A 13,156-nucleotide genomic window follows, 5' to 3' on the forward strand; every position below is an offset into this window, starting at 1 on the left:
AATCGCATCTTTGCGCCGGTTTTTCACGCGAAACTGGCATTTGAGTCACACTCCAGCGATATGTGAGTCACATTGCCGCAAGAAGTCGGAGCGAATTGCTTCGAGAAAAACTTTCACGACGAGCGCTTTGCAGCTTTCCGCTCCAGCCACTTGCGTTCGATCCAGCCGAGCATCCGCGCCATCGGTTTTTGCAGAAACGTCAGATCCTGCGCGATCAGGATGAGTCCCAGCGGCAACATCCAAAGCCCCAGCACCGGCAGAAAGCTGAAGATGCCGCCGGCGATCAGCAGCATCGCCACCGGAACGCGGACCAGCCGGGATGACAACGACGGCTTGCGCACCCACCCTATGAAGTTCGCCAGCCATGGCGGCATTTTGTCTTCGAACCATGCAAAATGCCGGTCCAGTTCCGCTCGGTGATAATCGCTCACTGTTTGCTCCGTGACGGGAAGATGTTGATCGGTCACAGCACGACAACGCGGCGGGATGTCGCGCAAACAGGCCACCGTACGGGTCCAATCACTGCCGGCGGACGCGCCGGCTTTCGGCTTAGAAACCGAACGTCCAGACGATGCACACCACCGCCAGCGTCAGAAGCGTGCTGAGCGTCCAGCCGATGGCATAGTTGGCCTCCTCGGGCACGACCCCGCGCATGTCCTCGGCCGGGACGCCGTGGGTCGGACGCCAAAGGCGCAAATCGGTCATGACAACCTCCCTCGCGGACATTGCCGCAGGGATTCAATGATCAATGCCGAGGGGAGTTCCACCACCGAAACGCATCCGGCGTGGCTTGACGCCGTCCCCCGCAACCGTCATGCGTATCGCGTCAGTCGGCCGGACGGCCGCTCCTGCTCCGGCCGAAAGGCTTGCGGGAGAGGAAAGTCCGGGCTCCATCGACATGCGGTGCCGGATAACATCCGGCGGGGGCGACCCTAGGGAAAGTGCCACAGAGAACGAACCGCCTTCTCTTCGGGGAAGGTAAGGGTGAAAAGGTGCGGTAAGAGCGCACCGCGTCTCCGGCGACGGAGACGGCATGGCAAACCCCACCGGGAGCAAAACCGAATAGGGACAGCATCGCGAGAGGTTCGCCTCGGCGATAACATCGCAGGGCCGTGTCGGGCTCGCTGTTCGGGTAGGTTGCACGAGGCAACGTGCAAACGTTGTCCCAGAGGAATGGCCGTCACGTATCGCGCGCCGCAAGCACGCGGTGCCCTACAGAACCCGGCTTACAGGCCGGCTGATATGTTCGCGAAGCTCGCGTCAACAAAACGCGTTCGACTGTGAAGACTGTCGATGAGGGGTTCGGCGCAGCCACGCCGGACCCCTCGCCATTTTCAGAAAATCACAGCAGACCGCTTGCGAATGTCAAATTCCGCTCTGCGCGCCGCTACTCGTCATCGTCGTCGTGGCGGTGGGAACGGCTCGTTCTGCCGCCGAGTGATCCCGTCACCGCAGGCTCGCGCCCGGCATAGGTACCGCGCCCGGCGCGCGCCGCAACCTCTTCACCGGAGACCGCCGCCGGCTTGCAGATCGCGCGCCCGCTCGCGCGGCGCATCAGATCAACATGGATGTGATTGTAGTGATAGACGTTCGCCCCCGGCGCCAGCACCGTGGTGAAGCGCTGACAGGCTGTTCCTTCCACATCCCGCAGGAAACCCTGCTCTTCCGGCAATCCCTTCCAGCCATGCTGCACGGAAACGTATCGCCCATCCGCCAGCGTGAATCCCGCGATATCCAGCGCGTTGCCGAAGGCGTGCTCGGAGATATGCGCATGCGGGTTACCGTTCATTCCGCGGCAGGAATAGGCGGAGATCTGCTTGATTTCGACGACGCGCGCACCGAACCAGCGCATCGCCGCCGGCTGGACTGCATCGGCGAACCAGCGATCGAGCGCCGAGACGATCGGACAGGCAAGCGTGGCGGCCGGCTTCACGGCGACAGGCCCAACCGCGCTGGTGATGGTCCCGCGCGCAGGTCCAAGGCGCGGCAGCGAATCCTGTTGCGACGAACCTGGCGCAGGCGTTGCTGGATATGCGGACGATCGCTCGCCGCCATAGAGCCGGGATGAGGATTGGGATTGCGAGCCCGGATAGGGTTGCGCGTAACCGTCGTCAGACGGATAGGACGATGCGCGATCCGCACCCAGCGTACCTTCCGGCGGCAGGTCGACCCCGTCTTCAACAGGACGCACGCCGGGCGCAGCCAGCGAGACCGGACCGCTCGGGTTGCCGCCGTCAACGGGCTGACGAGCGGCTGTCTCAGGATACGGCGACGGCGTATATGACGGCCGTGCGATCGGCCAGCGCGGCTGATTGCGACCGACCGAGGCGGGAGGTCTGAGATCCTCGTCGGCAAAGCCGTAGGCCGGAGTTTCCCCGAGCGCCGAGACCTTCAGAGGAAATTCGGCGCCGCAGACGCCGGGGCCATTGATCGGACGGATGCGAACGAGATCGGCGCTTTCCCTGACCTCACCGGATTTCAGACAAGCGGCTTCGGCCTCGGCCCGCCACGGCTCGCGTTCCGCGGTCTGAAAAAAACCGCGCCCGCAACCTGCCAGCGACACAAGGACGACGGAGCCGACGAGATACAAGGCAACTCTGCGCGTCATCCGCGCAAGTTCTGCGAATTTATTTAAGGCTTCTTCAACGCGTTGTGTTCAGTGATTTTTAACCACCTTGCCGCGACGCACAATGGAAATGCCGGGAACGGGTGACGAGCTTCCCGCGTTACGACGGACCAATGGCGGTCAGGGAGGCCTCGCATGACTTTCGCCGGCCGCATGAGCATGGTGACCGCCTATATCGCGCTCGCCTTCGTCTGCGCGATCGTGCTGGGCGTTTTCTAGCGACCAGCACCCCCCGCATCTCGCGATTTTCGCGAGCCCCGACATTTTGCATTGGACATTGCCGCCGCAGCCGCGTGCGCTGGCCTCCATCGCCGGCTGCCTGTAGGTTCGTCGCGGGGTAATTTTTGTCGGGGAGCCAATGCGGCCTGCGTTCAAGCTCAAGACGATCCTGCTTGGTGCCGCTGTCCTGGCGGGGTCCTTCTTCGTCAGCCTCAAGGCCATGGACTGGTTGTCGCCCTCCAAACTCAACAAGCCCGTGCTTGCGACATTGCCGCCGCTGGCTGCCGTCACTCGCGCCTCGAGCATCATCGCCCCGATCACGATTCCGCTCGCCGTCATTCGCGATGCCGCCGACCGAGCCGCGCCGCGCAACTTCTCTGGCAAGGTCGACAACCCGGCCGCGCATATTCTTCAGAACGCGGACATCGGATGGACTGCGTCGCGCGGTGCGATGAGCGCCACAGGCGCAAACAACGTGCTGTCGCTGTCGACGCCGCTGAGCGGCACCCTCAAGGTCACGGGGTCGCTGTCGGCAGAGGCCCAAGGCGCGATCGGCAATGCGCTCGGAAGCCTGCTCGGCGGCAACGTCGCCAAGCAGATCGGACGCGTGAACATCAAGAACCTGAACGCCAACGCCGAAATCAAAGGCAATGTCGTAATGGCGGCCAGGCCCGTGCTGACCGCGAACTGGCGCATCAATCCGGAGATGAGCGCGCAAGTCCACCTCGGCGACACCAATCTTTCGGTCGCCGGCGCCCGCCTCAACGTCCCCTCGCAGGTCAAACCGGTCATCGACAGAGCCGTCAACGAACAGCTCGCGAGCCTGCAACAGCGCATCCGCAACGATCCGGTTCTGGAGCGCAGCGCGCGGCTGCAATGGGCGCAAATGTGCCGTTCGATTCCGTTGAAGGGGGCGGCCGGATTGCGCGATCTGTATCTCGAGTTGAAGCCGGTACGCGCCATCGCGGTTCAACCACGGATCGATGCAAGCAACCTCACGCTGACGCTCGGGGTCGAGGCCGAAACGCGGATCACCGGCACGGCGACCAAACCGGACTGTCCGTTCCCCGGGACGCTCGCCATCGTGCCGGCGATGCCGGGCAGGCTGAACATCGGCGTTCCGATCGACCTGCCCTTCACCGACATCAACAGGGTGATCGAGGCCCAACTCGCCGGCAAGACATTTCCCGAGGACGGCAGCGGCCCTGTCGGCGTCACTGTCAAACAGGCCAGCGTCGCTGCGGCCGGCGACCGCCTTCTGATTTCGCTGCTGGTCCATGCCACGGAGAAGAAAAGCTGGTTCGGTCTGGGCGGCGAGGCCACCGTCCACATCTGGGGTAAACCCGTGCTCGACCAGACCCGGCAGACATTGCGGCTGACCGATATCCGCCTCGCGGTCGAATCCGAGACGGCATTCGGCTTGCTTGGCGCCGCCGCCCATGCCGCCATGCCCTATCTGCAACGGGCCCTGGCCGAGAGGGCGACCATCGACCTCAAGCCGTTCGCATCGAGCGCGAGAGAGAAGATCGCGGAGGTCATCGCGGATATTCAGAAAAGCGAGGGCGGGGTCCGCGTCACGGCCGAGATCACGGACCTGAAACTCGCCGACCTCGCCTTCGATTCCAAAACCGTGCGCGTCATCGCCGAGGCGACGGGCGCCATGGACGTCGAGGTCAGGACGCTGCCGGCGCTATGAGGCGTGGTTCGCCCAGCGCAGAACGCGCCCGGTCAAAACCGGGCGCGTTGTCATTCCGCTCCGATCCGCCAACTACTCGGCGTATTTGAACTCCGGCATCGACTTCAGCTGATCCTTGGTTGCGCTGAACACGGCATGATCCGGATACCAAGGATTGGACTTCGCTGTCGTCGCTGTCGTCGTCGCGGGCGCCGACGTGGTCGAGCCGGTGGTGGTGCCGCCGGCCGGCGCTTTCGTCGTCGACGAGGCCGATGTCGAGGGCACCGGCGTATCGACGAACTTCAGCTTGTCGAAGGATACCGCGACGAGGCGCTCGCCGACGCCGAGGAACCCGCCAACGCCGATCACTGCTGCGTTGATCTTTCCGCTCTTGTTCAACAGCATGTCGCTGATCGATCCGAGCTTCTCGTTGGAGTCGTTATAGACGTTGAGGCCGATCATCTTCGACGAACGCCAGTCGCCATGATAGCCGGATTCTGACGAGGTAGCCGCCGGAGCGCTCATGGTGTTCGTCGTGCTGCCTGGCGTCTCTGCGACCGCCGCCGTCGCCAATAGCGCGGATCCGATCAATGCGACAGTGATATGCTTGGCAATCATCAGTGTACCTCCTTCGATTTTTGAAATCAGTAGCCAGAACACACAACCGGGGCAGTCGTTCCCCGGAACATTACGGCCGCTCAGTTCCCGGGCCCGGCGAGCGGATAACGCGCGAAGAATCCGAGTGGATTCGCGCGCGCAGCAGCGCGCTAAACGACGCGTGAATAAAGGCATCCGCGCCAACGGCGACAACGCATCGACGCCGCCGCTTCCGGACATGCGGAAGCGTGGTGATGCGACGGTATGTCCCAGCGCGGCGCCGGCCTTCAGGCCGCGATCGCACTCGGCTCGCTGTTGCTCTCGGCGAAGAACGCGACCGCTTCGAACTGATAGCCGCAGTGGGCGCACTGCCAGAGATACCAGGTCCGGCGAGGTTCATCCTCGAACCAGACCGGCGCGGCGATCGGATGGCCGCATTGCGCACAAGGATTTTGATGAGGCAAACAATCAGATACGGCAGCGACCATGACGCTTCTCCCATCTGCTTTGCGTTCGCGGATTTGCCGGGCTCGTTTCGTCACGAAATCCGCGAGCGCGATCCTAGACTCACGCTCGCGACAAATTTGCGACGTTTTCGAATGCGTCTTTATTTGTGATGCGAAATTGATCCCGGAGCGGGTGTGGGAGGCGGCGCCTGAAATTTCCTGTTTCCAGGGTTTACGGAACTTCGTGAGCCTTGCGTCCGGCCCGTCGATTTGCCACAGGAAAGTCGCGATTGTGGCGATAGACATCTAGGTTGGCTGTAAGGGGTATCGGTGATTTTGCGTCAATTTGCTCCGTTTCTTATTGTCGTTGTGCTGGCATTGCCGCAGCCGTCGCTCGCGCAGCGCGCGCAATACGAGTCGATGGTGGCGGCGCACGCGCAAGCCAACGGCGTTCCCGTGGAACTGGTCCATCGCGTCATCGTGCGGGAGAGCCGCTACAATCCGCGCGCCGTTCACCGCGGCAACTATGGCATGATGCAGATCAAGCTCGCGACAGCGCGCGGCCTGGGCTACACCGGAACAGCCGAAGGGCTGCTCGATCCCGAAACCAATCTTACCTACGCCGTGAAGTATCTCGCCGGCGCCTATCGCGCGGCTCACGGCAATCATAACCGCGCCGTCGCCTATTATGCCGGCGGTTACTACTACGTGGCGAAGCGGCAGCGGCAGCAGCGCGCTCAGCACGAGACCATGAGCGCGGACGCGGAATATCCCGGCGCACCGCTGTCGATCGCGCCGCGCTGAAGTTCGCGACCCGAAACTGTTTCAATCCAACGACGGCCTGATCTGCGAAGCCAAGTCGGTGGTCCGTATATGCACCACTGCGTCGCGGTCGCCGTAAATCCGACGCCAGCCGGCGAGGCGATCGAGCAGATGGACCGCGGGCGACGAGGGATCGAGCAGCGTCGCATCAATGCGATAGGTGTCGAGCAGCGCCAGGAACTTGCCGATGTCCCAAAGCCGGAGGGCATTGTCGTGAGCAAGGACAAACTGTTCACCGTAGAGTTCGGTGCGGCCGTCGATGAAGACCGGCACATCGGCTGCGATCAACAAACCACCGAAGGCGTATTCGTTGAGAACGCGGCGCGCGCCGTGATCCTTCAGCGCCTGAACGGCCCCGGTCAGCGATTTTCCATCAGCGGGAACGTAGGGACGGCTGGCGACGAAGGCTGCGGTGAAGCCGCCGAGCAGGAGCACGACGGCAGCGACCCGCGCCGCCGACAGGGAAATAGCCCTGCCTTCCGTTCTGCGCAGCGCCGCGAACTGCACAGATAGCGGCTCCGCCACCACCAGCGGCAGCAGGAACGCGAAGACCTCGATATTGCGATTGTGCGCCAGCGCCATTTGCGTCAGGCCGAGCACCAGCAATATCCGTGGCGGCGTGAGGCGGACGCCGCGAAAGAGCGCAAGGCCGAGCAGGCCGAGCAGGCAAACTTCAATCGCACTGACGTGGGAAAAATCCGCCGGCCGCCATTCGACGATCAGCGACAATGCCTTTCCGAGCCCGAGAATGTTCCGCACCGCCAGCAGCGAACCCCAGCCATAGGGCGTGACGCCGCTGGCGCCGAGCGCCGCTACCCCGAACAGCATCCATCCGAGCGCCACGCGCTTGCGCCGCCCGGCCTCGGCATTCCACAAGGCATCGAGCGCAAAGGCGCCGATCAGCGCCAGGCCGAACACGAAGCTGCCATGGAGGTTGACCCACGCAATCATCAGCGGCAACAACCACGGCGACGGCGCGTTGCCGCGGCGGCTGGCCGAGACCAGTCCGCTCGCCCATGCAATCATAACCGGCATCGCCAGCACGTGCGGGCGGGCAAGAAGGTGCGGTGACGCCAGCACGAAAACCGCGCAGATCACCACGCCGACCTGTAACGGTGGCAGGAAACGACAGAGAGCGTGCGCAAGCAGCGTGTAGGCCCCGGCCGCAGCAAGAGCCGTCAGAACCACGACGCCGGCCCAGCCACCGACATCGAATGCCTGCGCGAACAACACCTGCGCCAGCCACGACGTCGATATCCACGGTTCACCCGCGCGCGTGAAGGAATAGATGTCGGTGAAAGGCACCGCGTGGTGCGCCGCGATCCATTGTCCGACCTTGATTTGCCAGAACGTGTCGGCGTCCCTGAGCAGACCGTCGCCATGGATCAGCAGCAGCAGATAGATGCCCGCTCCGACGAACAGCCAAGCCGGAGCGGCAACAATGGGGTTACGCGTTTCGGCCCGCTCTGTGTATGCGATGCTCATCCGGGAATCCGATCGACGAACCAGCAGCGCGACCGCCGCGCCGGCGCCCGATTATTCGCGGCAAAGCATAATTTCGGGTAAAATGCCGGAACCGCATGGGAGACCGCGCGTTCCCGCGTTGACACTCTCGCCTATCCGCCTAAATTAAAGCTGTTCCGAGGGGTGCTCCGTCAGGGAGCTGAGATATCGCCCGTTCGCGATTGTCGCGACAGCGCGGTGACCCTTTGAACCTGATCCGGGTCATGCCGGCGAAGGGACAGGGATGTTTCAGAATACGCGTGAGATACGTCGGGATTCCCCCGTCGCGGTGATCGGTGCAGGCATTGCGGGCGCCTGGCAGGCGTTATTTTTCGCCAAGGCAGGACACACCGTCACGCTTCACGAACGCGGCACCGACGCAATGACGCAGGCCACCAGCCACTGGGCGGGCGGCATGCTGGCGCCGTGGTGCGAGGCGGAGGTCTCCGAACCTATCGTCACGCGCCTCGGCCTTCGCTCGCTCGTGCTTTGGCGCGAACAGGTTCCCGGCACCCCTTTCAACGGATCCCTGGTGGTGGCGCATCCGCGAGACCGCTCCGACTTCGAGCGTTTTGCGCGCATGACCTCGGGCCATCGGCGCATTCAGGGCGACGATGTGAGCACGCTCGAGCCGTCGCTCGACGGTCGGTTTCGCGAAGCGCTGTTCTTTCCGGACGAAGGCCATGTCGAGCCGCGCCGCGTGTTGCCCGAGTTGCATGCGCGCGTCCGCGCCGCCGGCGGCCGGATCGAATTCGGCAGCGCGCCCGAGCCCGCCGAGATCGATGGCCTTGCGATCGATTGCCGCGGTCTCGCCGCGCGCGATGCCTTTCCCGATCTGCGCGGCGTCAAGGGCGAAATGGTGATCGTCGAAACGAGCGAGATCGCGCTGTCGCGCCCGGTGCGCCTGCTGCATCCGCGCTGGCCGCTCTACATCATTCCGCGCGAGGGCAACCGCTTCATGATCGGCGCCAGCTCGATCGAACGCGAGGATGAGGGCGTCAGCGTGCGTTCCGCGCTGGAACTGCTCAGTGCGGCTTATGCCGTGCATCCGGCCTTCGGGGAGGCGCGGATCGTGGAGATCGGTTCGGGTCTGCGCCCCGCGTTTCCCGACAACCTGCCACGCATCGCGATCCGCGACGGACGTATCGCCGTCAACGGGCTTTTCCGCCATGGCTTCCTGCTGGCGCCGGCGCTGGCGGAACTGACGCTCGGTTACGTCGCGCGCGGCGAGATCGACAACGAGGTGATGCAATGCGGGTGACGCTGTGCAAGTGACCGTCAATGGCGAACAGCGGGAGATCGCGGCGCAGACAGTGGACGCGCTGCTGAGCGAACTCGCCTACGAGGGCACGCATGTCGCGATCGCCGTCAACTTCGAAGTGCTGCCGAAAAGCCAGTGGGCTGACGCGATTCTGAAGAGCGGCGACGAAATCGAGATCATCACGCCGCGGCAGGGAGGGTGAGCGATGGATTTGTTTACTCTCGTAACAACACTTGACGTCATTCCGGGGTGCTCGCGCAGCGAGCGAAGGCGGAATCCGGACACTTCTGCAACCGGCGCAACTGGATTGCCGTTTCGCGCCTTCGGCACCCCCCGGAATGACCGGGAGATTTGAATGGTCAACTTCTACGGCAAATCGTTTTCCTCCCGCCTGCTGATCGGCACCGCGCTGTATCCGTCGCCGAAGATCATGCAGGACGCGATCCGCGCCTCCGGCAGCCAGATCGTCACGGTGTCCCTGCGTCGGGAAACGGCGGGCGGCAGGACCGGCGACGCATTCTGGTCGCTGATCCGCGAGCTCGACGTCACCGTACTGCCGAACACCGCCGGTTGCCGCGGCGTGCGTGAAGCCGTCACCACGGCGAAGCTCGCACGCGAGTTGTTCGGCACCCATTGGATCAAGCTCGAGGTCATCGCCGACAACGACACGCTGCAACCCGACGTGGTCGGACTGGTCGAAGCCGCGTCGATCCTGATCAAGGACGGCTTCGAGGTGTTCCCCTACTGCACCGAGGATCTCGGCGTCGCAATGCGGCTGGTCGATGCCGGCTGCAGAGTGGTGATGCCGTGGGCCGCGCCGATCGGCAGCGCAAAGGGCATCACCAATCGCGACGCCTTGCGGCTGCTGCGCGCGCGGCTGCCGGACATCACGCTCGTCGTCGACGCCGGCATCGGCGCGCCCTCACACGCGGCGCACGCTCTCGAACTCGGCTACGACGCCGTGCTGCTCAACACCGCCGTGGCCAAGGCCGCTGATCCGGTAGCGATGGCCGGCGCATTCAAGCTCGCGGTCGAAGCCGGCCGGAGCGCCTATGAGGCGGGCCTGATGGAGACCCGCGACTTCGCCTCCCCCTCAACCCCCGTGGTAGGGACACCGTTCTGGCATGCCGTATCCTGATCGCTTCTATCCCGTGATCGACTCGCTGGACTGGGTGCGCCGCCTGGCCGGCCTCGGCGTCGGCACGCTGCAGTTGCGCGCGAAGGACCTCAACGACGGCGAAGCGCTGCAGCTCGTCAGCGACGCGCTGGAGATCGTCAAGGGCACGCAGACGCGACTCGTGGTCAACGACTACTGGCGCGCGGCGATCGTCGCCGGCGCGAAGCATGTCCATCTCGGCCAGGAAGATCTGGCGGAGGCGGACGTCCACGAGATCCGCAAAGCCGGGCTGACGCTCGGCCTCTCCACCCACGACGATACTGAGCTTGACACCGCGCTGGCGGCCGAACCGGACTACATCGCGCTCGGTCCGATTTTTCCGACCACCCTGAAATCGATGCGCTTCGCTCCGCAGGGCATTCCGAAAATCGCCGAATGGAAAAAGCGCGTCGGCAATATCCCGCTGGTCGCCATCGGCGGCATCAAGCTGGAGCAGGCGGCGGAGATTTTCGCCGCCGGCGCAGATTCCATCGCCGTGGTCAGCGACGTGACGCAGAACCCAGACCCCGATGCGCGGGTGAAAGCGTGGCTCGAACAGGCGATTGAAACCGCATGAGGTGCCGTCATGCAGACATCGATCTTCATCGCGCGACTGATCGGTCCGGTCATGATAACGGCCGGTCTTGCCGTGCTGCTCAACCGACAGAGTTTCGATGCGATGGCGGAGGAGTTTTTGGCCAGCCGCGCCCTGATGTTCCTCGGCGGACTGATGGTCATGCTCGGCGGCCTCGCCATCGTACTGACCCACAACGTCTGGACATCGGACTGGCGCGTGATCGTGACGCTGTTCGGCTGGCTGCTGATTGCCGCCGGCGCGATCCGCATCATCGAGCCGCCATTCCTTTATGCGGGCGCACGCGCGTTTCTGCGCCACCGCGCCATGGCGATGATCGCCGGGCTGGTCTGGCTCGCGATCGGCATCGTCTTCAGCCTTCTCGGCTACTTGCATTGAATTCGTCTCGAACCGGAGAAACGTCATGAACATCCGCTCGAACCCGGACACCACCCGCCCCGCCGTCACCACCGGCGCGCTACCCGCCTCGCGCAAGATTTTCTCCGCGCCCGATGCCGCGCCGGACCTGCGCGTACCGCTGCGTGAGATCCTTCTTTCCGAGGGCGCAGGCGAACCGAACCTGCCGGTCTATGATACGTCGGGTCCCTACACCGACCCGAACGTCATCATCGACGTCAACGCCGGCCTGCCGCGCGCGCGCCTCGCCTGGGTGAAGGAGCGCGGAGGGGTCGAGGAATACGAAGGTCGCGAGATCAAGCCGGAGGACAACGGCAATGTCGGCGCCAAGCACGCCGCTGCCGCCTTCAAGGCGCATCACAAGCCGCTACGCGGCGTCGGCGATGCGCCGATCACCCAGCTTGAATTCGCCCGCGCCGGAATCATCACCAAGGAGATGATCTACGTCGCGGAGCGCGAGAACATCGGGCGCAAGACGCAGCTCGAACGCGCCGAGGCCGCGCTGGCCGACGGCGAATCCTTCGGCGCGTCCGTGCCCGCCTTCATCACGCCGGAATTCGTGCGCGAGGAGATCGCGCGCGGCCGCGCCATCATTCCTTGCAACATCAACCACGCCGAACTCGAACCGATGATTATCGGTCGCAATTTCCTGGTGAAGATCAACGCCAACATCGGCAACAGCGCGGTGACCTCCTCGGTCGAAGAAGAGGTCGACAAGATGGTGTGGGCGATCCGCTGGGGCGCCGACACGGTGATGGACCTCTCGACGGGACGCAACATCCACACCACGCGCGAATGGATCCTGCGCAATTCTCCCGTTCCCATCGGAACGGTGCCGATCTATCAGGCGCTGGAGAAATGCGACGGCGATCCGGTCAAGCTGACGTGGGAGCTTTACCGCGACACGCTGGTGGAGCAGTGCGAACAGGGCGTCGATTACTTCACGATTCACGCCGGCGTGCGCCTGCCCTACATCCATCTCACCGCGAACCGCGTCACCGGCATCGTCTCGCGCGGCGGTTCGATCATGGCGAAGTGGTGCCTCGCCCATCACAAGGAGAGCTTCCTCTACACGCACTTCGAAGAGATTTGCGACCTGATGCGCAAGTACGACGTGTCGTTTTCGTTGGGCGACGGCCTGCGTCCCGGCTCGATCGCCGACGCCAACGACCGCGCACAGTTCGCGGAGCTCGAAACGCTCGGCGAACTGACGCAGATCGCGTGGAAGAAGGGCTGCCAGGTGATGATCGAGGGTCCCGGCCATGTGCCGATGCACAAGATTAAGATCAACATGGACAAGCAGCTTAAAGAGTGCGGCGAGGCGCCGTTCTATACGCTAGGCCCGCTCACCACCGACATCGCGCCGGGCTACGACCACATCACGTCGGGGATCGGCGCCGCCATGATCGGCTGGTTCGGCTGCGCGATGCTGTGCTATGTGACGCCGAAGGAGCACCTCGGCCTGCCGAACCGCGACGACGTCAAGACCGGCGTGATCACCTACAAAATCGCGGCGCACGCCGCCGATCTCGCCAAGGGTCATCCGGCGGCGCAACTGCGCGACGACGCGCTGTCGCGGGCGCGGTTCGATTTCCGCTGGCAGGACCAGTTCAACCTCGGCCTCGATCCGGACACGGCGGTCGCCTTCCACGACGAGACGCTGCCGAAGGAGGCGCACAAGGTCGCGCATTTCTGTTCGATGTGCGGGCCGAAATTCTGCTCGATGAAGATCACGCAGGACGTGCGCGACTACGCCGCGACGCTCGGCGACAACGAGAAGGCGGCGCTCGGCTTAAGCGCGGGTGTGACGATGAAAGGCACCATCGAAGACGGCATGGCGCAGATGAGCCAGAAGTTCAA

The 13,156-nt window shown here is 63.9% G+C and carries 14 protein-coding genes, 1 other RNA gene and 1 riboswitch; of the genes, 9 read left to right on the plus strand and 6 right to left on the minus strand.

Features of this window, described 5'->3' with window-relative positions; translation table 11 throughout:
* Window positions 1-113 precede the first annotated feature (113 nt).
* Both BGN91_RS13030 and BGN91_RS13035 read right to left on the minus strand, forming a co-directional pair.
* Entirely contained in the window at window positions 114-431 is a 318-nt protein-coding gene (locus BGN91_RS13030) for a hypothetical protein (RefSeq protein WP_292613855.1), read from the minus strand.
* Window positions 432-549: 118 nt separating this feature from the next.
* Window positions 550-705 carry a hypothetical protein gene (locus tag BGN91_RS13035; protein WP_292613789.1) on the minus strand — a complete coding sequence of 52 codons (156 nt, stop codon included), beginning with the start codon at window positions 703-705 and terminating at the stop codon, window positions 550-552.
* Between the two features lie 121 nt (window positions 706-826).
* Between BGN91_RS13035 and rnpB the strand changes: the two genes are divergently transcribed.
* Window positions 827-1,245, plus strand: an RNA gene (gene rnpB / locus BGN91_RS13040) — RNase P RNA component class A.
* A 142-nt stretch (window positions 1,246-1,387) separates the two neighbouring features.
* On the opposite strand, the gene BGN91_RS13045 is transcribed toward rnpB, so the two are convergent.
* Window positions 1,388-2,608, minus strand: a complete 1,221-nt coding sequence (locus tag BGN91_RS13045) for an extensin family protein (RefSeq protein WP_292613790.1) — start codon at window positions 2,606-2,608, stop codon at window positions 1,388-1,390.
* Window positions 2,609-2,984: 376 nt separating this feature from the next.
* On the opposite strand from BGN91_RS13045, the gene BGN91_RS13050 reads away from it, so the two are divergent.
* Complete coding sequence (locus BGN91_RS13050; protein ID WP_292613792.1) at window positions 2,985-4,541, plus strand: DUF4403 family protein; 1,557 nt, start codon at window positions 2,985-2,987, stop codon at window positions 4,539-4,541.
* A 72-nt stretch (window positions 4,542-4,613) separates the two neighbouring features.
* Here BGN91_RS13050 and BGN91_RS13055 read toward each other — a convergent pair whose 3' ends face one another.
* Both BGN91_RS13055 and BGN91_RS13060 read right to left on the minus strand, forming a co-directional pair.
* Window positions 4,614-5,138 carry a PRC-barrel domain-containing protein gene (locus tag BGN91_RS13055; protein ID WP_292613794.1) on the minus strand — a complete coding sequence of 175 codons (525 nt, stop codon included), beginning with the start codon at window positions 5,136-5,138 and terminating at the stop codon, window positions 4,614-4,616.
* Window positions 5,139-5,404: 266 nt separating this feature from the next.
* Window positions 5,405-5,869: a hypothetical protein gene (locus tag BGN91_RS13060; protein WP_292613797.1), complete on the minus strand. Its 465-nt coding sequence runs from the start codon at window positions 5,867-5,869 to the stop codon at window positions 5,405-5,407.
* Window positions 5,870-5,983: 114 nt separating this feature from the next.
* On the opposite strand from BGN91_RS13060, the gene BGN91_RS13065 reads away from it, so the two are divergent.
* A complete protein-coding gene (locus tag BGN91_RS13065; RefSeq protein ID WP_292613856.1) occupies window positions 5,984-6,367 on the plus strand; it encodes a transglycosylase SLT domain-containing protein in 384 nt (127 codons plus the stop codon).
* 21 nt (window positions 6,368-6,388) lie between these two features.
* On the opposite strand, the gene BGN91_RS13070 is transcribed toward BGN91_RS13065, so the two are convergent.
* Window positions 6,389-7,870 carry a hypothetical protein gene (locus tag BGN91_RS13070; protein ID WP_292613798.1) on the minus strand — a complete coding sequence of 494 codons (1,482 nt, stop codon included), beginning with the start codon at window positions 7,868-7,870 and terminating at the stop codon, window positions 6,389-6,391.
* A gap of 148 nt (window positions 7,871-8,018) precedes the next feature.
* A riboswitch (TPP riboswitch) is annotated at window positions 8,019-8,145 on the plus strand.
* On the opposite strand from BGN91_RS13070, the gene BGN91_RS13075 reads away from it, so the two are divergent.
* The 6 genes from BGN91_RS13075 to thiC all read left to right on the plus strand — a co-directional run.
* The gene (locus tag BGN91_RS13075) at window positions 8,133-9,149 is read left to right on the plus strand and encodes an FAD-dependent oxidoreductase (RefSeq protein ID WP_292613800.1); all 1,017 of its coding nucleotides are present in this window, start codon (window positions 8,133-8,135) and stop codon (window positions 9,147-9,149) included. (Overlaps the previous riboswitch by 13 nt.)
* Before the next feature lie 4 nt (window positions 9,150-9,153).
* The gene (gene thiS / locus BGN91_RS13080) at window positions 9,154-9,351 is read left to right on the plus strand and encodes a sulfur carrier protein ThiS (protein ID WP_292613802.1); all 198 of its coding nucleotides are present in this window, start codon (window positions 9,154-9,156) and stop codon (window positions 9,349-9,351) included.
* Between the two features lie 153 nt (window positions 9,352-9,504).
* On the plus strand, window positions 9,505-10,287 hold the full coding sequence (locus BGN91_RS13085) for a thiazole synthase (protein ID WP_292613804.1): 783 nt from the start codon (window positions 9,505-9,507) through the stop codon (window positions 10,285-10,287).
* A complete protein-coding gene (locus tag BGN91_RS13090; protein WP_292613805.1) occupies window positions 10,274-10,882 on the plus strand; it encodes a thiamine phosphate synthase in 609 nt (202 codons plus the stop codon). The genes BGN91_RS13085 and BGN91_RS13090 overlap by 14 nt, the downstream gene beginning before the upstream one ends.
* 9 nt (window positions 10,883-10,891) lie before the next feature.
* A complete protein-coding gene (locus BGN91_RS13095) occupies window positions 10,892-11,278 on the plus strand; it encodes a hypothetical protein (protein ID WP_292613806.1) in 387 nt (128 codons plus the stop codon).
* A 25-nt stretch (window positions 11,279-11,303) separates the two neighbouring features.
* A partial coding sequence (gene thiC / locus BGN91_RS13100) for a phosphomethylpyrimidine synthase ThiC (RefSeq protein WP_292613807.1) occupies window positions 11,304-13,156 on the plus strand: 1,853 nt, incomplete at its 3' end.

The sequence above is a fragment of the Nitrobacter sp. 62-13 genome (genome assembly GCF_001896955.1).
GTDB lineage: Bacteria > Pseudomonadota > Alphaproteobacteria > Rhizobiales > Xanthobacteraceae > Nitrobacter.